Genomic DNA, 21,092 nt, shown 5'->3' on the forward strand with positions numbered 1-21,092 from the left:
CTCACCGGTGGGGGGTGGTGACCCCCAACTTGTGGGCCAGGTCGCGTCCTCCCACGCGGACGATGTGATCGGGATCAGCCACGACGACCAGCAGATCGGTCGCACGTGACATGCCCACGTAGAGGCGCTCCCGCGCCCGTTCGGGATCCATTCGCCCGTCGTTGACGGCCAGCACCACCACGGTGCGTTCCATGCCCTTGAACCCCAGGGCGGTTCCGTAGAAGACCTCGTCGCCGGCGAAGAAGCTCGCCCAGTACCCCTGGTTGCCGTACCGGTCGAACAGCTCCCGCTGCACCTCGTGCCGCTTGCCAGTGGTGATCAGGGCGACATCGCCCGGGGCCCAGCCCTCGCCCAGCAGCTCGTCGACCAGGTCGTCGGCCACACCGACCACCTGGTCAGGGTCGGCCGCGACGAAGCGGACCGCCGGCCCGTCCAACCCGCGTGGGCGGATGTGGGGGGCGAAGGGGCGCAGCGACTCGGCGATCTGACGACTGTTGCGAAGGTTGTGGTCGAGCACCAGCGGAACCATGGGCACCCCGGGCGTCCCACGACGCCCGAACACCCCTTGGTCAGGATCGGCGTAGGTGTAGATGCCACCGCTGTCGGGGTCCCGCAGGCAGCCCAACAGCGGGGTCCACCAGGCATCCGCGAAGTCCTGTGCCTCGTCGACCACGAGGGCGTCGAACTTCTGCACCTCGTCGAGCTGCTTGGCGGCCTCCGCCATCTGCGCGGGGAGTTCCTGTTCCCACCACTGTGAGTCGTCGCGGTCATGGGGTGGGATGCCCCAGTCCTCGGCGAGTTCGTCGTAGCGTCCGACGAACGCGGGCCGGGAGCGTCGGGGCCAGCTGGCGACCTCACGCTTGAGGTGTTCGGCCAAGCCGTGGGTGTAGCAGATCACCGCCACCTTCTGGGCGGGGTGTCCCTGCCGTCCGCCGGCCAGTTGGCGGGCCTGCTCGAGGGCCAACGTGGTCTTGCCGGACCCGGCGCTCCCCCGTACCTCGACCCGGTTCAGCAGCCGCGTGACGCCCAGCAGGGAGTACTGCTCGGTGGTGAGCCGCGCCACCTGGCCGGCCCGCAGGTCGGCCTCGGGTCGCGGACCGTCCTGCCAGACCTCGCCGCCCAGGAGGATCTCGACGGCCACCTCGATGTCGTCGTGGTCGGGCACCCGGTCGCCGGGGCGGAGCTCGGCGACCAGGCGCCGGAGTCGTCCGCCGATCTGGGGCAGGTCGGCCTTGTCGTGCAGCGCTGAGCGGGACAGGTCAGCGGAGTGCCAGGTGTCGGGGAACTCCGAGAAGGGAACGGCGACACTGTGCACGAATGCGATCCGTCCCCTGCGCCCCCAGCGGGAGTCTCGCTCCAACCGCTCGATGACGGCGTACTTGCCGCGCCTGGCCTGGTCGACGGGGTCCACCCTCGCGAACCTGCTGCCCCTCGACCTGGTCCACCACTGCCCGTCCTTGTCGTGGCTGACCAGCCCTCCCTTGGCCTCGACCACGGCGAAACCCGTGCCGGGCATCATCACCAGGAAGTCGACCTCACGGTCACGGTCGGCCTCCATCAGGTTGAGGTGGACGAGCACCACGTCCTCGTCGGTCAGGGTCTGGTGGAGCGCCTTCATGACGGGGTGTTCGGAGTCCGACCATTCCTCGGTCGGGGGCAGGATGCGAGCCATGGGCCCATCATGGCAAGCCGCACCGACATCTGCCTCAGAGCACGGCCGTGGGGTACTTCGTCCGGTAGACGTCGACGATGGCATCGACGGCCTGGTCGAAGGTGAAGGTGGCCGTGTTCAGCACGAGGTCGTAGAAGGTGTCGTCGTTGGGGTCGACCTGGTGCAGCCTGATCGACATCTCGGCGCGGAGCCTGTCGTCGTTGCGCAGCCTGGCCAGCGCCTGGTCCTCGGGCAGTCCCGTCAGGTAGGCCACGCGCTGGGTACGCATGCTGACCGGCGAGGTGAGCCGCACGTGCAGCGCCCCCACGGCACGAGCCAGCACGGCCTGACCGTTGTGTCCGAGCACCACGGCACCGTTCTGCACCCCGGCGAGCAGTTCGTCGGTGTTGCGCACCACCATGGTGTGGTCGAGGCTCTGGTGCGCGGCCCGCGAGATCTCCGAGTCGGACGACCCCGCGTCCTGGAAGGTCTGCAGGAACCGGTCCCAGATGCCTGGGTTGTCGCTGCGCCCCGTGGGATCGGCGATCTGCTCGTGGCTGAAGGCCTGCCCGATGAAGCGCACCCCCAGCCGTTCGGCCACCGCCGGTGCGATCACCGAGGCGCCCGAGCCGTACTGGGCGAAGATCGTGACGATCGGCGGCACCTGCGCACCAAGCGTCGCGGGGGGAACGGTGACCATGGTGTCGCGACCGTCGCCGACACCGGTGATCGTGACCTCGTCCACGCCCTGTTCGGCGGCTGCCGCGCGAGTGCGACGGTCACTGAGTTCACGCACCAGGGAGCGGTGCTGGTCGGCGGTGAGCGGGTAGAAGATGATCACCAACGCGGCCAGCACGGCCAGCCCGGCCGGCACCAGCCCGGCCGACAGCTTGATACCGGTCAACGCGTGGGCGCTCTGTGAAGGCGCCTGGGCCACGTAACCGAACGCACCCACCACGGCCCCACCGACCGCCCCACCGACACCCTGGCCGACCTTGCGGACGAACGACAGGATCGAGTACGAGCCTCCCTCGGACCGGATGCCGGTGCGCCACTCGCCGTAGTCGACGGTGTCGGCCTGCATGGCGAACATCAGCGCGTTGGTGCCGCCCATCCCGATGCCGAGCAGCAGCCAGGCGATCATCGCGATGAACAGGCTGCCCTCGCCGCCGGGGACGAGGAAGACCAGCAGGTGGGCGATCACGGCGACGGCCGCGAAACCGATGTAGCCCCGGCGCTTGCCCCACCGCATCGTCAGGGTGGGCACGAGGGAGGCGGCGGCGATGGTCCCGACGGTCTGCGCCAGCATCAGCCAGGTGAACCACGAGGCGTTGCCGAGCACGTAGCGGGTGTAGTACATGGCCACGGCATTCATCGTGAAGTTCGCGGCCAGCAGGAACAGGGCCCCCAGGCAGAGCACCAGCAGGGGCCGGTTGCGGCGCACCATCACCAGCGTGTTGCGCAGGTTGATCCGTGCCGTGCCGCGTGGCACGACCTCACGGGTGTTGCGGAAGCACACCAGGTGCAGTCCGAGCGCGATGGCGCCCAGCACGATGGTGGTGAGGGTGAAGGTGAGCCGTACCCCGTCAGCGGCGGTGTCCTTGAACTGTGGGGCGACAACGGCCGCCAATCCCACCCCGGTCAGCGCGGAGGCGATCGCCCGGGCACCGGAGAGTCGGGAGCGGTCGACCGAGTCCTGGGTCATGGCAGCCGACAGGGAACCGTAGGGAATGTTGACGAAGGAGTAGAAGAGCTGGAAGAGCGCGTCGAACAGGAAGATCCACGCGACCGAGGCGGCCGGACTGAGTCCCGCCGGCACCGAGAAGAGCAACACGAAGACCACGGCCAGCGGTGTCGAGCACCACAACAGCCACGGACGAAGCCGTCCCCACCTGGTGCGCGCACGGTCGACGGTGGAACCGGCGATCAGGTCGGCGACGCCGGCCCAGATCTTGGTGATCGCGTAGATGGTGCCCGCCACCCCGGCCGAGATGCCCACGATGTCGGTCATGTAGATCATCAGGAACATGGACGTGAGCTGGAAGCTCAGGTTGTTCGCCACGTCGCCGAGGGCGTAGGAGAAGATCCGCGACCGCGGCAGTTGGGAGGTGGTGGACGGCGTCAGTTCCAGGGTCGGGGCGGACATGGTGCAGCACTCTTTTCGTGGGAGCGGGGCCCACCGGGGGCCATGCATCCACGCTACGTCCGGCCTTGCCCGCCCGCGCAGCGAACGGAGGCGCTTGCCTGATGTTGCCTCAGCCAGGCAGGTCGTGGATCCGGAACCGGTAGAGGCTGGTCGAGGCCGTGACATAGACCCAGTCGTCGTCACCGAAGCAGAGGTTCGAGACCACCTCGGGCACCCCCACGAACCCGACGTGGGTGCCGAGGGTGTCGTACACGTGCACCCCATCGGCCGCGGACGACCACACCCGCCCCGAGGCATCCACCCGGATCCCGTCGGGCACGCCCGCCGGCACGGTGGCGAACCAGCGTCCGTTCTTGGCCCTACAGCCATCGACGACGTCGTAGACCCTGATCTGGGCGGCCACGTCGGAATCGGCGACGTAGAGCAGGGTCTCGTCCGGTGAGAACGCCAGCCCGTTGGGAGCGACGATGTCGGTGACGACGGGGCTCAGTCGACCGGTGGGGTCGAGCCGGAAGACCCAGCGGTCGCCGTACTCGCGCTCACCGGGGTGCCCCTCATCGGGCAGATCGATGCCGTAGCTGGGGTCGCTGAACCAGATCGCTCCGTCGCGGCTCACCACCAGGTCATTGGGCGAGTTCAACCGGTGGTCGTGCCAACGGTCGACGAGCACCTCGGTGGACGACCCGTTCTCGGTGAACTGTCGGCGCTGCACCGCGCGGCGGCCGTGGCTGCACTCCAGCAACGAGCCGTCGGCGGCCAACGTGCGTCCGTTGGTGAACTCGCACCGGTCCTCCAACACGGTCAGCTCACCGGTCTCGGCATGCCATTCGAGCACCCGATTGCCCGGGATGTCGGACATCACGACACTGCGCCGAGCCGGCACCCAGCAGGGTCCCTCGAGCCAGCGTGCGGCCGTGGCCAGCCGCTCGACCCCGTTCACCAACGCATCCGTCATGACTGTGCGAGCTTGGCCAGCACGAGTTCACGCACCCGGGCCGCATCGGCCTGGCCACGCATGGCCTTCATCACCGAGCCGATCAGGGCTCCAGCCGCCTGCACCTTGCCCTCACGGATCTTCGCGGCGACGTCGGGGTTGGCCGCGATGGCGGCATCGACGGCGGCGGAGAGTTCGCCCTCGTCCGAGACGACGGCCAGGCCCCGTGACTCGACGACCTCGGCCGGTTCGCCCTCACCGGCCAGCACGCCTTCGATCACCTGCCGGGCCAGCTTGTCGTTGACGGTTCCCGCCTCGACCAGACCCTGGACGGCCGCCACCTGGGCCGGGCTGATGCCAAGGTCGGCCAGGTCGACGCCGGCCTCGTTGGCGCGGCGCAGCAGCTCACCGGTCCACCACTTGCGGGCGGCCTGCGGACTGGCGCCGGCGGTGACCGTGGCGTCGATCAGGTCGAGCGCGCCGGCGCTGATCACCGCCTGCAGTTCGAGCTCACCCAGCTGCCACTGCTCGGCGAGGCGTCGCATGCGCTGGGCGGGGGGTTCGGGCAGGGTGGCCCGCAGTTCCTCCACCCAGGCGGTCGCGGGGGCCACGGGAACCAGGTCGGGCTCGGGGAAGTAGCGGTAGTCCTCGGCGGTCTCCTTGGAGCGTCCCGGTGAGGTGTTGCCCTGGGACTCGTTCCAGTGACGGGTCTCCTGCTTCACCCGTCCTCCCCCAGCCAGCACCATGGCCTGACGCCGCATCTCGAAGGCGAGGGCGTTCTCGACCGAACGCAGGGAGTTCACGTTCTTGGTCTCGGTGCGGGTGCCGAACTCGGTCGCGTCCTTGGCCATCAGCGAGACGTTGGCATCGCAGCGCAGCGAACCCTGCTCCATGCGGACGTCGGAGACGCCGAGCGCGCGCAGCAGTTCGCGCAGGTGCGCCACGTACGCCCGGGCCACCTGGGGTGCCTTCGCCCCGGCGCCGACGATCGGCTTGGTGACGATCTCGATCAGCGGCACACCGCACCGGTTGTAGTCCAGCAGCGAGTACTCCGCCCCCTGGATGCGACCGGTCGAACCGCCGACGTGCAGCGACTTGCCGGTGTCCTCCTCCATGTGGGCGCGCTCGATGTCGATGCGGAAGGTCTCACCCTCGACGTCGACGTCGAGGTGGCCGTTGAAGGCGATCGGCTCGTCGTACTGGCTGATCTGGTAGTCCTTGGGCATGTCGGGGTAGAAGTAGTTCTTCCGGGCGAACCGGCACCACTGCGCGATCTCGCAGTTGAGCGCCAGACCGATCCGGATGGCCGATTCGACGGCCTTGCCGTTGACCACCGGCATTGACCCGGGCAGGCCAAGACAGACGGGGCAGACCTGGGTGTTGGGCTCGGCGCCGAACGTGGTGGGGCAGCCACAGAACATCTTGGTGGCCGTGTTGAGTTCGACGTGCACCTCGAGCCCCATCACCGGGTCGAAGCGGTCGAGCACCTCGTCGTAGTCCATCAGCTCGTCGGCGGATGCGCTCATCTCAGGCCTCCTGTGAAGGTTCGGCCAGACTGCCGGGCAGCTGGGGAATGACGGTGGAGGTGCCACGCGTGGCCAGCGCCCGTTCGAGGGCGGCGCCGACGCGGTAGAGGCGGTCGTCGGCCATCGGGGGCGCCATCACCTGGAAACCGACGGGCAACCCGTCCTCGGGTGCGGTGCCGCAGGGGAACGACGCCGAGGCATTGCCGGCCAGGTTCGAGGGGATGGTGCACAGGTCGGCCTTGTACATCGCCAGGGGGTCGTCTATCCGCTCCCCCAGCTTGAACGCGGTGGTGGGCGTCGATGGCGAGACGAGCACGTCGCACTGCGCGAAGGCAGCGTCGAAGTCACGTGTGATCAGCGTGCGCATCTTCTGGGCGGAGCCGTAGTAGGCGTCGTAGTAACCGGCAGACAAGGCATAGGTGCCAATGATGATCCGTCGCTTGGCCTCCGACCCGAAACCGGCTCCGCGGCTGAGCCGCATCACCTGCTCGGCCGAGTTCTGGCCGTCGTCGCCGACCCGCAGGCCGTAGCGCATGGCGTCGTAGCGGGCGAGGTTCGAGCTCATCTCGGCCGGCATGATCAGGTAGTAGGTCGACAGCGACTGGTCGAAGTGGGGGCAGGAGACCTCCACCACCTCGGCCCCTTGGGCCCTGAGCAGTTCGACGGCCTCGTCGAAGCGCTGCTCGACACCGGGGGCATAGCCCTCGCCGCCGAGTTCGCGGACGACGCCGATCCTCATCCCCCGCACATCGCCTGCGCGGGAGGCCTCAGCCACGGCGGGTACCGGCTGATCGATGGAGGTGGCATCCATCGGGTCGTGCCCCGCGATCACCTCGTGCAGCAGCGCAGCGTCCTCGACGGTGCGGGCACAGGGGCCGCACTGGTCGAGCGAGGAGGCCATCGCGATGATGCCGTAGCGACTGACGCCACCATAGGTCGGCTTCACCCCGACGGTGCCGGTCACCGACGCCGGCTGGCGGATCGATCCACCCGTGTCGGTGCCGATCGCCAGGGGTGCCTCATGGGCCGCCAGGGCCGCGGACGATCCGCCGCCGGAACCGCCCGGGATCCGGTCCAGGTCCCACGGGTTGTGGGAGGCGCCGAAGGCTGAGGTCTCCGTGGAGGAGCCCATGGCGAACTCATCGAGGTTGGTCTTGCCGAGGATCACCAGCCCGGCGTCGAGCAGGCGCTGCACGACCGTGGAGTTGTAGGGCGGGGTCCAGTTCTCGAGCATCCTCGAGCCGGCCGTGGTGGGCAGCTCCTGGTAGCAGAGCAGGTCCTTGACCGCGATCGGCACCCCCGCGAGCGGACCCAGTCGTTCCCCGGCGGCGATCCTCTCGTCCACCCGGCGGGCGGCTGCGAGCGCACCCTCCCGGTCGACGCTGACGAAGGCGTTCACCCGGTCGTCGACGGCGTCGATCTGGGCCAGGAAGGCGGTGGTCACCTGCACCGAGGTCCAGGTGCCGGCGGCGATGGCTCGTCCGAGCTCGGCGGCGGTGGCGGTGATGATCCGCGCGTTCAGGTCGGCTTGGGACACGATCACTCCTCGTCCAGGATGCGGGGCACGCGGAACCGGTCGTCCTCCGAGACGGGTGCCATCGCGAGCGCCTGCTGCGGGGTCAGGCCCGGGCGCACCACGTCGTCGCGGAACACATTGGTCAGACCCATCGCGTGCGAGGTGGGCGGCACGTCGTCGGTGGCGACCTGGGCGACACTGGCCACGGAGTCGAGGATCACGTCGAGCTGCGGCGCGAACAGGCGGAGCTCCTCGGGGGTCAACTCGATGCGGGCCAACTCGGCGAGCCGAGCGACCTCTCGTTCGGTGAGTGCCACGAAACCTCCTGCAGCCCGGGCATGTGCGGGACCGACCCGCACGGGGCCACCCCATCCTAGGGGGTGAAACAGGACTGCAACACGGTCGGCTTGGGCTCGTCGCCGCCGTCGGTCACACTGGGGGGGTGCTGTTGCTCCGAGTCCAACTCCCCGACCGTCCCGGCTCCCTGGGCCAGGTGGCGACCGCCATGGGCACCGTGGGTGCCGACATCTCCGCCATCGAGATCGTCGAGAAGCAGCAGGGTTCGGTGATCAACGACTTCATGCTGACGATGCCTCCCAACAGTCTTCCCGACACCTTGGTGAGCGCCTGCAACGAGTTGCCGGGGGTACAGGTGCTGTGGCTGTCGCGGTACCCGGAGAACTGGGGGCTTGAGTCAGACATCGACCTGCTCGACCGCATCTCGGCCGACCCCGCCCGTGCCAGCGAGACGTTGACGGCCCACGCGCCGGTGGTCTTCCACAGCCAGTGGGCGGCCGTGGTCAACGCCGACGGTTCGTCGACGACCAGCCAATTGGCCCCCGAGTTGGACGACGAGGCGATCAGCGCCCTCGGTCCCCTCGACGAGGCCGCCACCCGCGACCTGCCCGAGGGGTGGCTGCCGGGCTGGGGCGAGACCACCATCGCCTTCGCGCCCCTCCAGAACGGATCCGCGTTGGTGCTGGGCCGTCAGGGAGGGCCCGCCTATCTGGTCTCGGAGGTGCGCCGGCTGCAGCACCTGGCAGGGATGACCCTTTGATCAGCTGGCACCAGTGGCTCGAGGTGATCTCGTCGATCGGCTACGGGGTGCTGTCGTCGATCGTCCCCGTGTTCCACACCGAGGCCTTCATCGTGGCCGCGGCGGCGTCCAACCTGCTGGGCCCGGTGGAACTGTCGGTGGGACTGGCCATCGGCCACACCATCGGCAAGCAGGTGATGTTCCTGGCGGTCAGGCACGGCAAGAAGCTGCCGTGGCTGAACCGGGGTGAACCGGTCCAGGTGCCCGCCGGATCGTGGCGGGCCCGGTGGCGCCGCTGGTCGGCCCGTACGGCGCGTCTGGTCGAGAACCCACGGTGGGGGATGCCGATCCTGTTCGTCTCATCGGCCACCGGGGCGCCCCCGGTCTACGGTGTCGTGCTGGTCGCGGGCACCACGGCGATGAACTTCTGGGCCTTCAGCCTGGTCATGCTGGTCGGGTTCTTCGTGCGTTGCATCGTGCTGGCCCTGGGCACCATGGGAGCCTTCCAGGGCATCTTCGGCTGAGCGCCGGCGTCACGCGGTCTGGGTGAAGGCCTTGAAGAACGTCCACCCCACGAACACCAGGACGGCCAGCACCACCACGAACGCAATGCTCACCCAGATGCGCATCCGCTTCTTCGCGGCCGTCGTGGGCACCTTGGTCGGTCCCCATTCCCCCACCTTGGGCTGAACCCGGGCCGGGGTGGTGCCGTTGAGGTTCAGGTTGGTGAAGATCCGCACCCGGCCCACAGTACCGCTTAGGTGGTTGACTCCAGAGCGGCCTCGGCCAGCCACACCAGCGAGTCGAACACGCGTGGGACGGTGCCCTCGCTCCACCCGGCCAGCCCACAGGCAGGGCTGACCGCCGAGCGTTCGTCCACCACCAGGGGGTCGAGCCCGAGCCGATCGACGACCCGGCGGTGGGTGGCCACCAGTTCGTCCCGGCTGAGCACCCGGTCGGGTACCTGGGTGGGTTGCACGCCCCACCACACCTGGTTGCCCGATTCCAGCCAGCCGGCCAGGGCAGCCAGGTCGTGATCGGTCAGCAGGGCCACGTCGAGCGCGACAGTGCCGATCCCGGCGCGCTCCAACCACTGCAGCTGGAGCCCGGGCGCGCAACAGTGCAGGGCCACCTGGGCACCCGCGGCGGCCACCGCCGACGCGACCGCCGTCAGCCCACCACCGATGACGGACTCGTCCACGGCGCGATGGCGGCCGAAACCCGAGGCCGTGCGCAGGGCACCGGAGCTCACGGCCGGAAGGGAGGGCTCGTCCAGTTGCACCGTCCAGCTGGCGGCGGGAAACCTGCGGCGCAGTTCGCCGACCAGGTCGGCCAGTCCCGAGGCGAGCGAGGCTGCAACGTCGCGGGTCGCACCCGCGTCGGCGAGCACCAGTTCACCGCGGGCCAGTTCGACACCGGCGGCCAGTGTCCATGGTCCGGCCACCGACAGCTTCGCGGGGCCGGCGAAGGTGGAGCACTCCTCCTCGAGGTCGTCGAGGTCACGCCGGAACAGGGCGAGGGCGCGCCGCTGGTCGCGTCCGGGGTGGTCGGTCAGCCGCCACCCTGCAGGCTGCAGGTCGACGGCCAACCCGTCGAGCAGGGAGGCCCCTCGCCCGACCAGTTGGGCACCCACCCCACGGGCGGGCAGCTCGGGCAGGTCGGCCCGTCCGAGCCGGTCACGGACCAGTCGCACGGCTGCGCGGAAGTCGGTGCCCGGGAGCGATCCCAGATGGGTGGCGAACATGTCAGCGGGTCCCACTGATGGTGGCGCTGCCGACCACGCGGTCGTCGGCGTACACGACGGCGGCCTGGCCGGGGGCAATGCCCTCGCAGGGGTGGTCGAGCTCGACGTGCAGAGCGTCGGCGCTGAACTCGACGGTGGCCGGCATCGGTACGCCGTGCGCCCGCACCTGCACGTGCCCGCGCCACCGTCCGGGCACGGCGGCGCCGGCCAGGATGGGCCGGATCGCGTCGATCACCCCGACTGCCAGGTGCTCCCTCGCACCCACCGTGACCCGGTTCTGGACGGGCTCGATCGACAGCACGAAGCGCGGTCGTCCGTCATCGGCGGGCACACCCAGGTGCAGGCCACGCCGCTGGCCCACGGTGAACTGGTGGTGACCCGGATGGCTTCCCACCACCCGTCCGGCGGTGTCGACGACCTCGCCGACCCGCTCACCGAGCTGGCGGGTCAGGAAGCCCGCGGTGTCACCATCGGGGATGAAGCAGATGTCATGGCTGTCGGGTTTCTTGGCCACCCCGAGCCCGAGGGCTGCGGCCTCGGCCCGCACGTCGGTCTTGTGGGTGTCGCCGAGCGGGAAGGCGCAGTGCGCGAGTTGGTGTGCGTCCAGCACGCCCAGCACGTAGGACTGGTCCTTGGCGGGGTCAGCGGCGCGGCGCAGTTCCACCTGGCCGGCGGACGAGCGGGTCAACCGGGCGTAGTGCCCGGTGGCCACCACGTCGAATCCCAACTGCAGCCCTCGGTCGAGGACGGCAGCGAACTTGATCTTCTCGTTGCACCTCAGGCACGGGTTGGGGGTACGGCCGGCGGCGTACTCGGCGACGAAGTCCTCGACGACGTCGGCATGGAAACGCTCGGCGAAGTCCCAGACGTAGAAGGGGATGCCCAGCTTGTCGGCGGCGCGGCGGGCGTCATGGGAGTCCTCCAGCGAGCAGCACCCACGGGCACCGCTGCGATACGACTCGGGGTTCTTCGACAGCGCCAGGTGCACGCCGGTGACGTCGTGACCTGCGGCCACCATGCGGGCAGCGGCGACGGCGGAGTCCACTCCCCCGCTCATGGCTGCCAGAACTCTCACGGCGGACGAGTCTACCCCGCCGCCCTCGGTGGCCCGGCGGCCTCAGACTCCCCGCGCCCGCGCCAGCGCCCGGGGCAGTTCCCTCACCAGCGCCGCGACGTCGTCGTCGGTGGTCGACCAACCCATCGAGAAGCGCAGGCTCGACAGGGCGTCCTGGGTGGAGCCGGTCATCGCCAACACCACCTCGCTGGGCTGGTGCACCCCCGCCCGGCACGCCGACCCCACGGAGGCGTCGATGCCGACCCGGTCGAGCAGCAGGAGCACATCGTCGGCGCGTACCCCGGGGGCGGTGAGGTGGACGATGGCCGGGTTGACGACCTCGCCGCCGTTCACGCGCACCCCCTCTCCCTGGCCTGCTGCGGCCAGACCGGCCAGCAGTTCAGCCCTCAGTCGAGCCATCCGGACGCGCTCGGCCTCTCGGCTCGCCACCGATTCGTGCAGCGCCGCGGCGAAGGCTGCCGCCAGCGCCGCGGACTGAGTGCCTGAGCGCAGGTCCCGTTCCTGGCGCCCTCCCAGTCCGGTGACGGCGGGGGCCACCTCACGTCGGACGAGCAGCGCCCCCACCCCGACGGGGCCACCCAGCTTGTGGGCGGAGACCGACACCAGATCGGCCGCGCTGGCTGAGAAGTCAAGCCCGGGTGAGACCAGTGCCTGGACCGCGTCGGTGTGGAACCAGGCGCCGGCCGCGTGGGCGATCTCGGCGGCCTCGGCCACCGGCTGCACCACCCCGACCTCGTTGTTGACGGTCTGCACGCTCACCACCGCCGTCGACGGACCGACCAGACGGGCCAGTTCGTCCAGCATCACCGAGCCGGTCGGGTCGACACCGGCGATCAGGGTGCCCGGCCACTGTCGGGCCAGTTCGCCGACCGCGGGGTGCTCGACGGCCGAGATCACCACCAGATCGCGGCCCGACGACGCGCGCCCACGCACACCACCCCACACCGCCAGGGTGTCGGCCTCCGACCCGCCGGAGGTCAGCACCACCTCGGTGGGGTGCGCCCCCAGATCAGCCGCGATCGACTCGCGGGCGTCCTCCAGCGCGGCCCGGGAGCGCCGGGCTGAGGCGTGCAGGGCGGCCGGGTTGCCGACCAGGTCGGCGGCCTGCAGCCACGCCTGCCGGGCAGCGGGCCGCAGCGGCGAGTGCGCCGCGTGGTCGAAGTAGTGTCGGGTCGCCTCAGCGGCCACGGAAGACGGCCTTGCCGGGCCCGGACTCCAGGAAACTCTTCATGCCGATCCGACGGTCCTCGGTGCCGAACAGTGACGCGAACCCGGTCGCCTCGATGGTCAGTCCGTTGTCGAGGTCGGTCTCGAGGCCGGTGTCGATGGACTCCTTGGCCCAGCTGATCGCCCACGAGGGCGAGTTCTCGAACTGCGCGGCCCACGCAACGGCCCGGTCGACCAACTCCGCATCGGGCACCACCTCGTCGACCAGGCCCAGCGCCAGTGCCTCCTGGGCGTGCACCCGGCGTCCCGTGAAGATCAGGTCCTTGGCCGCGGACGAGCCGATCAGCCTCGGCAGCCGCTGGGTGCCACCCGCCCCCGGCATGATGCCCAGCAGGATCTCGGGCTGGCCCAGGGTGGTCGACTCCCCCGCGATCCGGCGGTCGGCGCACAGGGCCAGTTCACAGCCCCCGCCCAGTACGTAGCCGTTGACGGCGGCCACGACCGGTTTGCCGATCTTCGCCACGGCCGTGAAACACTCCTGCATCACCTTCACGCGCGACGACATCTGCGTCACGCCCAGCTGCGACATCTCCTTGATGTCGACACCGGCGGCGAAGTTCTTGCCGTTGCCGGTGACCACGACCGCCCGTACCCCGGCATCCGCTGACAGGTCATGGGCGATCTCACCGAGGCGGTCCTGCATCGCCATCGAGAGGGCATTCACCGGCGGACGATCCAACCGGATGACCGCCACTCGTCCGACACGCTCGACCACGACGTCCGCTCTGTTCATGTCGGTCAACTTACCGTGGCGGTTACAATCAGTCGCCGGTCAACCAAAGGATGTGAATTGAGCGAGATCAGCGCTGCTGAGTCCCGTCGAGCCCAGGATTCATCGAGCTTGGGGGCACACCTCGTCGACGACGGTTGTCGATTCTCCCTGTGGGCGCCTCGCGCCACGCGGGTGGAACTCTCCCTCCTCGAACTCGACCGCAGCCAGCAGAACCATGACATGGCCCAGCAACCAGACGGCACCTGGCTGGTGCACGTGCCGGGTGTGCGCGCAGGTCAGCTCTACGGCTACCGGGTGCACGGTGAGTGGAACCCCAACCGGGGCATGCGCTTCAACCCGGCCAAGTTGCTGCTCGACCCCTACGCCCGCGCCATCACGGCCGGGGTGGACTACGCCGGACCCATCCGCGACCACACCGCCGAGTCCAACTACCAGCCCGACACCCGCGACAGTGCCTCGGCGGTGCCCCTGGCCGTGGTGGTGGCCGACGGACCGGCGCCGACCCCGCTCGCCCGGCGTCGTCCGATGTCGGAGACGGTCATCTACGAGACGCACCTGTCGGGCTACACCCATCAGCACCCGCAGGTCCCCGAGCACCTGCGTGGCACCTACGGCGGGTTGGCCTATCCCGCCGTGGTCGAGCACCTCGTGAGGACGGGCATCACAGCGGTGCAGTTGATGCCGGTCCACCACTTCGTCTCGGAGCCGTTCGTGGTCGGCAAGGGACTGACGAACTTCTGGGGCTACAACACGCTGGGCTTCTTCGCACCGCATGCCGCCTACTCGTCGATGGGGACCACCGGCGAACAGGTGCTGGAGTTCAAGCAGATGGTCTCGACGCTGCACGAGGCGGGCATCGAGGTGATCCTCGACGTCGTCTACAACCACACCGGTGAGGGCGGTCACGAAGGACCCACCCTGGGCTACCGCGGCATCGACCACGGGGCCTACTACCGGCTCACACAGGACCTGCACAACGACTACGACGTCACCGGTTGTGGCAACTCGGTCGACACCTCCCACCCGGCGGTGCTCGACATGGTGCTCGACTCGATGCGTTACTGGGTCACCGAGATGGGGGTCGACGGGTTCCGGTTCGACCTCGCCACCACCCTCATCCGCGACGCCCAGCACCACGTCGACCAGAACCACCCGTTCAAGCAGGCACTGGCGGCCGATCCGGTCTTCGCCGACATCAAGTTGATCGCCGAGCCGTGGGACGTGGGCCCCTTCGGCTACCAAGTGGGCAACTGGGGGCCGGGCTGGGCCGAGCACAACGACCACTTCCGCGACCACGTGCGCGACTTCTGGCGTGGCGCCACCCACGGTGTGCGCGAACTGGCGACCCGCATGGCCGGGTCCCCAGACATCTTCCAGACCCCGGGGCGCGATGCCACGGCGGGTATCAACTTCGTGGCCGTGCACGACGGTTTCACCCTGCGCGATGTCGTCAGTTACGACGTCAAGCACAACGACGCCAACGGCGAGTCGAACCGCGACGGCTCCGACAACAACCACTCGTGGAACCACGGGTGGGAGGGCGACACCGACGACGAGGCCCTGCTCGACCTGCGCCACCGACAGATCAAGAACATGATGCTCAGCCAGGTGATGGCGGTGGGCGTGCCGATGCTGCTGGCCGGTGACGAGATCGGACGCACCCAGCGGGGCAACAACAACGCCTACTGCCAGGACTCCCCCATTTCGTGGGTGCACTGGGAGATGGCAGACGACTGGGCCGACGTCACCGGTTTCACCGCGCGCGCCCTCAAGCTGCGGGCCGAGCAGCCGCTCCTGCGCCGGCCCGAGTTCAGCGGACACGACGAGATCCTCGATGCCGACGGTGAGCCGACCGGTCGCCACCGCCTCGCCTGGCTCAACGGCGGGGCCGGGGAGATGGGGGACGCCGACTGGGCCGACGCCGGACGCCGCACCCTGGGCATGTACGTCTCCGACGAGACCGACGCGTTCATCGTCTGGCTGCACGCCGGCCCGGAACCCCTCGACCTGGTGATGCCGCCCGCCGAATGGGGAGCCGGCCACGAGGTGCTGCTCGACTCCTGGTCGGCACCGGAAACGGACGGCACGACCGGGTCGGCTCCGACGGTGCTGGCCCCGGGTGAGACGCTGACCATCCCGGGACGATCCTCACTGGTGGTGCGCGTGCATCTGGCCCCCAGCAAGGCCGGAGCCGATACGTTGGAGGCGTGAGCACTCCCAGCAAGAAGCCCGCCCAGAAGGCCACCGAACCCTCGGCCGTCCAGGCCGACACTGCCACCACCGCGGCTCCCGCCGTGGCTGCGATCACCCTCGAACGCAACCCTCACCCGGCCGCCATGGGACGTATCCCCGTGCGGCTCACCGAGCCGCTGGTCGACTGTGGCGCGTACCCCACGAAAGCGGTCGTCAAGGAGCAGGTGCTCGTCCGGGCGCACGTCTTCCGCGAGGGGCACGACGCGGTCGCCGCGACCGCGGTGCTGACCGCCCCCGACGGTCGACGACTGACCACTGCGATGGTCCAGGTGGAGCCGATGGGGCTCGACATCTTCGAGTGCTGGGTTCGCCCCGATGCCGAGGGTGACTGGACCCTCCACGTGGAGGGCTGGGCCGACGAATGGAACACCTGGCTGCACCACGCCGAGGCGAAGCTGCCGCTGGCGATCGACGTCGCGCTGGTCTGCCTCGAGGGACGCGACGTGCTCACCCGGGCCGCTGACCTGGCCCGCACGGCCGGTGACACCACCACCGCCACCGTGCTCGACTCCGTCGCCGCGACCCTGCTGCCCGAACGTGACCCGGCCGAACTGCTCGAGACGGTGCAGACCCGGGCCGTCTCCAACGCCATGGCCAGGTTCCCCGTACGCGGTCTCGTGACCCCCACCAGCCCCGTCCCGGTGCGGGTCGAGCGGCGGCTCGCGGCGTTCTCGAGTTGGTACGAGTTCTTCCCCCGTTCCCAGGGGGCCCACATCGACGCCCAGACCGGACGATGGGTCTCGGGCACCTTCGCCTCGTCGCACGAGCGGCTCGAGGCAGCGGCCGCGATGGGCTTCGACATCGTCTACCTGCCACCCATCCACCCCATCGGGACCTCGTTCCGCAAGGGCAGGAACAACACCCTGACCCCCGGCGAACAGGACCCCGGCTCTCCCTGGGCGATCGGTTCCCCGGCCGGCGGCCACGACAGCATCCATCCCGACCTGGGCACCATGGCCGACTTCGAGGCCTTCGTGTCCAGAGCCCGGGAGCTGGGGCTGGAGGTGGCGATGGACTTCGCCCTGCAGGCATCGCCCGACCATCCGTGGGTGACCTCGCACCCGGAGTGGTTCACCACCCGGCTGGACGGCACCATCGCCTACGCCGAGAACCCTCCCAAGAAGTACCAGGACATCTACCCCATCAACTTCGACAACGACCCCGAGGGCATCTATGCCGAGTCGTTGCGGCTGCTGGAGTTGTGGATCTCGAAGGGGGTGACCGTCTTCCGGGTCGACAACCCCCACACCAAGCCCGTGGACTTCTGGGAGTGGCTGATCGGGCGGGTCAACGCCGCCCATCCCGAGGTGGTGTTCCTGGCCGAGGCGTTCACCCGCCCCCAGATGATGCAGGCCCTGGGCAAGGCCGGGTTCCAGCAGAGCTACACCTACTTCACCTGGCGCAACACCAAGCACGAACTGACCGAGTACGTCACCGAACTGGCCACGGAGTGGGCCGACTGCTACCGGCCCAGCTTCTGGGTCAACACGCCCGACATCAACCCCTTCGCCCTGCAGTCGGGCAACCCGGCCCAGTTCGCGATCCGGGCCATCCTGGCGGCCACCCTCGCGCCGAGTTGGGGGGTGTACTCCGGCTTCGAACTGTTCGAACACCTGCCCCTGGCACCCGGTCGTGAGGAGTACCTCGACTCGGAGAAGTACGAGTACCGGCCCCGTGACCACAACGCGGAGCCCAACCTGAACGCGCTGATCGGCCTGCTCAACGACATCAGGCGCCGGCACCCGGCCCTGCAGCAACTGCGCCGCACCAGTTTCCAGCACACCACCTCCGAGGCGATCCTCGCCTACGCCAAACGCGACGGTGACGACGTCGTGCTGGTGATCGTCTCGCTCGACCCCAACCTGGAGCAGTCGGCCGAGGTGTCCCTCGACCTGGCCGGTCTGGGCTTCGATGCCGGGGCGGTGCTGCGCGTGCACGACGAACTGACGGGGTCCACCTTCAGCTGGGGGCAGACCAACTTCGTCAAGCTCTCGCCCGCGACGCCCGCCCACATCTTCAGTGCCCGCCAGCAGTGAGGTGTCGCCCGTGACCACGCTGCTCGAGAGCCCCGCCCTGTCCGACCACGTGCTGGGGGCCCGTTGGTTCTCCGGCAAGGGCCGTGGCGGTCGCCTGACCGCCCTCGTCCCCCTCGACTGGTACGTACGCTCCGACGAGTTGTCGGTGCGCAGCGAGATCGTCACCGTCACCTACGACGACGGCGGCCACGAGTTCTACCAGGTGGTGGTGAGCTACCGGCCCCAGGCGCTGGGATCCGGCGGTCTGGGCCACACGAACGAGGGCCACGCCCACGACGCCACCCGCGATCCCGCCGCCCTGCGGGCCATGGTGTCCGCCATGGCTCAGCGCGGGGGGGAGTCGGGCACGTGGTCATCGGTCGTCAGCCACCCCGAGGCGCTGTCGGGCGAGGTCACCGTCTTCGGTGGCGAGCAGTCCAACACCAACCTCGAGGTCGGCGGCGCGGCCCTGGTGAAGCTGTTCCGCAAGTTGGAGGCCGGACGAAACCTCGACATCGCCGTGCACGACGCCCTCGCCCGGGCCGGGTCGGGTGCGGTGGCGCGACTCTACGGCTGGGTCGAGTCGACGGCACCGGTGCCCGGACTGGGTGGTTGCGATCTGGCGATGATCGTCGAACGCCTGCAGGACGCCGTCGACGGCTGGGGGCTCGCCTGCGAGGCGGCCCGCACCGATTCCGACTTCACCGACCACGCGGCCGCCCTGGGCAGTGCGCTGGCCCAGGTGCACCGGGCACTGGCCGACACCTTCCCGGCGCAACGCGTCGACGGTGCCACCGTGGCGGCGACCATGCGGGCGCGGCTCGACCAGGCCGTGCTGGCCGCACCGGTGCTCGAGCCGCACGTCACGGCGCTGACCTCGCTGTTCGAGGGCCTGGTGGGGTTGCAGTTGAACACCCAGCAGACCCATGGCGACTTCCACCTGGGCCAGACCCTGCACACCCCCGGCGGCTGGCGGATCATCGACTTCGAGGGGGAACCCATGAAGTCCTTGGAGGAGCGCCGCCTGCCCGACTCCAAGTGGCGTGACGTCGCCGGCATGGTGCGCTCCTTCGGTTACGCCACCTCGGCAGCCGACGACCCGTCAACGGCCGCAGGCTGGCTCGACCGCACCACGGCGGCCTTCCTCGGCGCCTACGCTCCACAGATCACGGCCGAGCAGCGCCGGATCCTTGCCGCCTACATCGCTGACAAGGCGATCTACGAAGTGGTCTACGAGACACGCAACCGACCGACGTGGGTTGGGATTCCTCTGCTCGCCCTGCAGCAGCTGACCGAAAGGAACTGACGTGGCACACGACTTCTCCGGTGGACTCACCGGCTGGGACCTGGAGGGCTTCCACTCCGGTGGCGACACCGAGTGCTGGAAGCGTCTGGGAGCCGTCGTCACCGACGTGCACGACGACGAGCGCGGGTCGGTGAGGGGCACCCGTTTCTCGGTCTGGGCACCGAACGCGCAGCGCGTGATGGTGATCGCCGACTTCAACGGGTGGCAGGGCGACGAGCTCACGCTCGTTCCCGGCTCGGGGGTGTGGGCACGCTTCGTCGAGGGAATCGACACCGGCACCGTGTACAAGTACAAGATCCTCACCGCCGACGGGAGGTGGATCGAGAAGGCCGACCCGATGGCCCGCTTCTGCGAGGCCGCACCGTCGACCGCCTCGATCGTCTACGAGAGCAAGTACCTGTGGGCGGACGAGGACTGGATGGCCAAGCGGCGCACCAGTCAGGCCCATCAGGAACCGATCAGCGTCTACGAGGTGCACCTGGGTTCATGGCGGCGCGGCAAGACCTACCTGGAGCTGGCCGAGGAGTTGGTCGAGTACGTCACCTGGCAGGGCTACACCCACGTGGAGTTCATGCCGGTCGCCGAGCACCCCTTCGAGGGTTCCTGGGGCTACCAGGTGACCGGGTACTTCGCCCCCACCAGCCGGTTGGGCCGTCCCGACGAGTTCCGGTACCTGGTCGACCGCCTGCACCAGGCCGGCATCGGGGTCATCCTCGACTGGGTGCCGGGCCACTTCCCCAAGGACGACTTCGCCCTGGGTCGCTTCGACGGGACCGCTCTCTACGAGCACTCCGACCCCCGCCAGGGCGAGCACATGGACTGGGGCACCTACATCTTCAACTACGGCCGCAACGAGGTGAAGAGCTTCCTCGTCTCGAACGCGCTGTACTGGATCCAGGAGTTCCACATCGACGGTCTGAGGGTCGATGCCGTCGCATCGATGCTTTACCTGGACTACTCGCGCAAGGAGGGCGAATGGGTGCCCAACCAGTTCGGTGGCCGCGAGAACCTCGAGGCGATCGACTTCCTGCGCTACGTCAACACCCACCTCTACGAGCGTGAACCGGGGGTGCTGATGATCGCCGAGGAGTCGACCAGCTTCCCGGGGGTCACCCGGCCGGTGCACCACGGCGGGTTGGGGTTCGGGTTCAAGTGGAACATGGGCTGGATGAACGACTCCCTGCGCTACCTCGAGGAAGACCCGATCAACCGGCGCCACCACCACCACCTGATGACGTTCGCGATGGTCTACGCCTACTCCGAGAACTTCATGCTGCCGATCAGCCACGACGAGGTCGTGCACGGCAAGGGTTCGATGTTCGGCAAGATCCCCCAGGACGACTGGCGCAAGCTCGCCACCCTGCGTGCCTTCTACTCCTTCATGTGGAGCTTCCCGGGCAAGCAGTTGCTGTTCATGGGGCAGGAGTTCGGGCAGTCGGCCGAGTTCTCCGAGACCCGCGGCCTCGACTGGTGGCAGGCCGACCAGCACGGACACCACGGGCTCAAGCTGCTGTTGCGGGACCTGAACGGTCTGTACCGCTCGCTGCCGGCACTGCACAAGCTCGACAACGACCCGGCTGGCTTCCGGTGGATCAACGCCGATGACTCGGCCGCGAACGTGTTCGCCTTCCTGCGCTCCGACGGGGAGGGGCAGTTGGTGGCCTGCATCACCAACTTCTCCCCCACCCCGCACGACCACTACCAACTGGGGCTGCCGAAGCCCGGCGTGTGGACCGAGATCCTGAACACCGATTCGGCCTACTTCCAGGGCACGGGCAGCTACGGGAACATGGGCCAGGTGATCGCTCGCGAGATCCCGGGTGGGCGCGGGGCCATGGCCGGGGCGAGCGTGTGCCTGCCCCCGTTAGGTTCGGTCTGGCTCAAGTACGACGGACGACTGACCTCACTCTCGAACGCCGTCGTCGACTGA

At 69.2% G+C, this 21,092-nt stretch carries 17 protein-coding genes; 6 read left to right on the plus strand and 11 right to left on the minus strand.

The window, feature by feature from the left end; translation table 11 throughout:
* Position 1: 1 nt before the first annotated feature.
* From H507_RS0108720 to gatC, 6 genes are all read right to left on the minus strand, one after another.
* Positions 2-1,672, minus strand: a complete 1,671-nt coding sequence (locus H507_RS0108720; protein WP_022910335.1) for a nuclease-related domain-containing DEAD/DEAH box helicase — start codon at positions 1,670-1,672, stop codon at positions 2-4.
* Between the two features lie 34 nt (positions 1,673-1,706).
* Complete coding sequence (locus tag H507_RS0108725; protein WP_022910336.1) at positions 1,707-3,797, minus strand: cytidylate kinase family protein; 2,091 nt, start codon at positions 3,795-3,797, stop codon at positions 1,707-1,709.
* Between the two features lie 109 nt (positions 3,798-3,906).
* Entirely contained in the window at positions 3,907-4,752 is an 846-nt protein-coding gene (locus H507_RS0108730) for an SMP-30/gluconolactonase/LRE family protein (RefSeq protein WP_026378005.1), read from the minus strand.
* Complete coding sequence (gatB, locus tag H507_RS0108735) at positions 4,749-6,257, minus strand: Asp-tRNA(Asn)/Glu-tRNA(Gln) amidotransferase subunit GatB (RefSeq protein ID WP_022910338.1); 1,509 nt, start codon at positions 6,255-6,257, stop codon at positions 4,749-4,751. The genes H507_RS0108730 and gatB overlap by 4 nt, the downstream gene beginning before the upstream one ends.
* A gap of 1 nt (position 6,258) precedes the next feature.
* Positions 6,259-7,794: an Asp-tRNA(Asn)/Glu-tRNA(Gln) amidotransferase subunit GatA gene (gatA, locus tag H507_RS0108740; protein WP_040438211.1), complete on the minus strand. Its 1,536-nt coding sequence runs from the start codon at positions 7,792-7,794 to the stop codon at positions 6,259-6,261.
* Positions 7,795-7,796: 2 nt separating this feature from the next.
* Complete coding sequence (gene gatC, locus H507_RS0108745; RefSeq protein ID WP_022910340.1) at positions 7,797-8,090, minus strand: Asp-tRNA(Asn)/Glu-tRNA(Gln) amidotransferase subunit GatC; 294 nt, start codon at positions 8,088-8,090, stop codon at positions 7,797-7,799.
* A gap of 131 nt (positions 8,091-8,221) precedes the next feature.
* On the opposite strand from gatC, the gene H507_RS0108750 reads away from it, so the two are divergent.
* Both H507_RS0108750 and H507_RS0108755 read left to right on the plus strand, forming a co-directional pair.
* On the plus strand, positions 8,222-8,830 hold the full coding sequence (locus H507_RS0108750) for an ACT domain-containing protein (protein WP_026378007.1): 609 nt from the start codon (positions 8,222-8,224) through the stop codon (positions 8,828-8,830).
* Positions 8,827-9,333, plus strand: a complete 507-nt coding sequence (locus H507_RS0108755) for a VTT domain-containing protein (RefSeq protein WP_022910342.1) — start codon at positions 8,827-8,829, stop codon at positions 9,331-9,333. The genes H507_RS0108750 and H507_RS0108755 overlap by 4 nt, the downstream gene beginning before the upstream one ends.
* 9 nt (positions 9,334-9,342) lie before the next feature.
* On the opposite strand, the gene H507_RS0108760 is transcribed toward H507_RS0108755, so the two are convergent.
* Genes H507_RS0108760 through H507_RS0108780 form a run of 5 tightly spaced genes read right to left on the minus strand, consistent with a single transcriptional unit; the run spans position 9,343 to position 13,588 of the window.
* Complete coding sequence (locus H507_RS0108760) at positions 9,343-9,549, minus strand: hypothetical protein (protein ID WP_040438213.1); 207 nt, start codon at positions 9,547-9,549, stop codon at positions 9,343-9,345.
* 17 nt (positions 9,550-9,566) lie between these two features.
* Positions 9,567-10,553 carry a uroporphyrinogen decarboxylase/cobalamine-independent methonine synthase family protein gene (locus tag H507_RS0108765; RefSeq protein ID WP_040438047.1) on the minus strand — a complete coding sequence of 329 codons (987 nt, stop codon included), beginning with the start codon at positions 10,551-10,553 and terminating at the stop codon, positions 9,567-9,569.
* A 1-nt stretch (position 10,554) separates the two neighbouring features.
* On the minus strand, positions 10,555-11,628 hold the full coding sequence (mnmA, locus tag H507_RS0108770; RefSeq protein ID WP_026378008.1) for a tRNA 2-thiouridine(34) synthase MnmA: 1,074 nt from the start codon (positions 11,626-11,628) through the stop codon (positions 10,555-10,557).
* 42 nt (positions 11,629-11,670) lie between these two features.
* Positions 11,671-12,816 carry a cysteine desulfurase family protein gene (locus tag H507_RS0108775; protein WP_022910346.1) on the minus strand — a complete coding sequence of 382 codons (1,146 nt, stop codon included), beginning with the start codon at positions 12,814-12,816 and terminating at the stop codon, positions 11,671-11,673.
* A complete protein-coding gene (locus H507_RS0108780) occupies positions 12,806-13,588 on the minus strand; it encodes an enoyl-CoA hydratase/isomerase family protein (protein ID WP_022910347.1) in 783 nt (260 codons plus the stop codon). Before H507_RS0108780 ends, H507_RS0108775 begins: the two co-directional genes overlap by 11 nt.
* A 66-nt stretch (positions 13,589-13,654) precedes the next feature.
* Here H507_RS0108780 and glgX point away from each other — a divergent pair, with 66 nt between their 5' ends.
* Genes glgX through glgB form a run of 4 tightly spaced genes read left to right on the plus strand, consistent with a single transcriptional unit; the run spans position 13,655 to position 21,092 of the window.
* On the plus strand, positions 13,655-15,799 hold the full coding sequence (glgX, locus tag H507_RS0108785; protein WP_026378010.1) for a glycogen debranching protein GlgX: 2,145 nt from the start codon (positions 13,655-13,657) through the stop codon (positions 15,797-15,799).
* Positions 15,796-17,877 (plus strand): alpha-1,4-glucan--maltose-1-phosphate maltosyltransferase, encoded by a 2,082-nt coding sequence (locus H507_RS15770; protein WP_022910349.1) that lies wholly within the window; start codon positions 15,796-15,798, stop codon positions 17,875-17,877. Before glgX ends, H507_RS15770 begins: the two co-directional genes overlap by 4 nt.
* Before the next feature lie 10 nt (positions 17,878-17,887).
* The gene (locus H507_RS0108795) at positions 17,888-19,162 is read left to right on the plus strand and encodes a maltokinase N-terminal cap-like domain-containing protein (RefSeq protein WP_040438217.1); all 1,275 of its coding nucleotides are present in this window, start codon (positions 17,888-17,890) and stop codon (positions 19,160-19,162) included.
* 1 nt (position 19,163) lies between these two features.
* On the plus strand, positions 19,164-21,092 hold the full coding sequence (gene glgB, locus H507_RS0108800; RefSeq protein ID WP_022910351.1) for a 1,4-alpha-glucan branching protein GlgB: 1,929 nt from the start codon (positions 19,164-19,166) through the stop codon (positions 21,090-21,092).

Source organism: Aestuariimicrobium kwangyangense DSM 21549 (assembly GCF_000421525.1).
Taxonomy (GTDB): Bacteria; Actinomycetota; Actinomycetes; order Propionibacteriales; family Propionibacteriaceae; genus Aestuariimicrobium; species Aestuariimicrobium kwangyangense.

Coding starts and splice junctions, on each gene's coding strand:
- H507_RS0108720 (WP_022910335.1), bottom strand. CDS start 1,672: ATGGCTCGCATCCTGCCCCCGACCGAGGAATGGTCGGACTCCGAACAC.
- H507_RS0108725 (WP_022910336.1), bottom strand. CDS start 3,797: ATGTCCGCCCCGACCCTGGAACTGACGCCGTCCACCACCTCCCAACTG.
- H507_RS0108730 (WP_026378005.1), bottom strand. CDS start 4,752: ATGACGGATGCGTTGGTGAACGGGGTCGAGCGGCTGGCCACGGCCGCA.
- gatB (WP_022910338.1), bottom strand. CDS start 6,257: ATGAGCGCATCCGCCGACGAGCTGATGGACTACGACGAGGTGCTCGAC.
- H507_RS0108765 (WP_040438047.1), bottom strand. CDS start 10,553: ATGTTCGCCACCCATCTGGGATCGCTCCCGGGCACCGACTTCCGCGCA.
- H507_RS0108780 (WP_022910347.1), bottom strand. CDS start 13,588: ATGAACAGAGCGGACGTCGTGGTCGAGCGTGTCGGACGAGTGGCGGTC.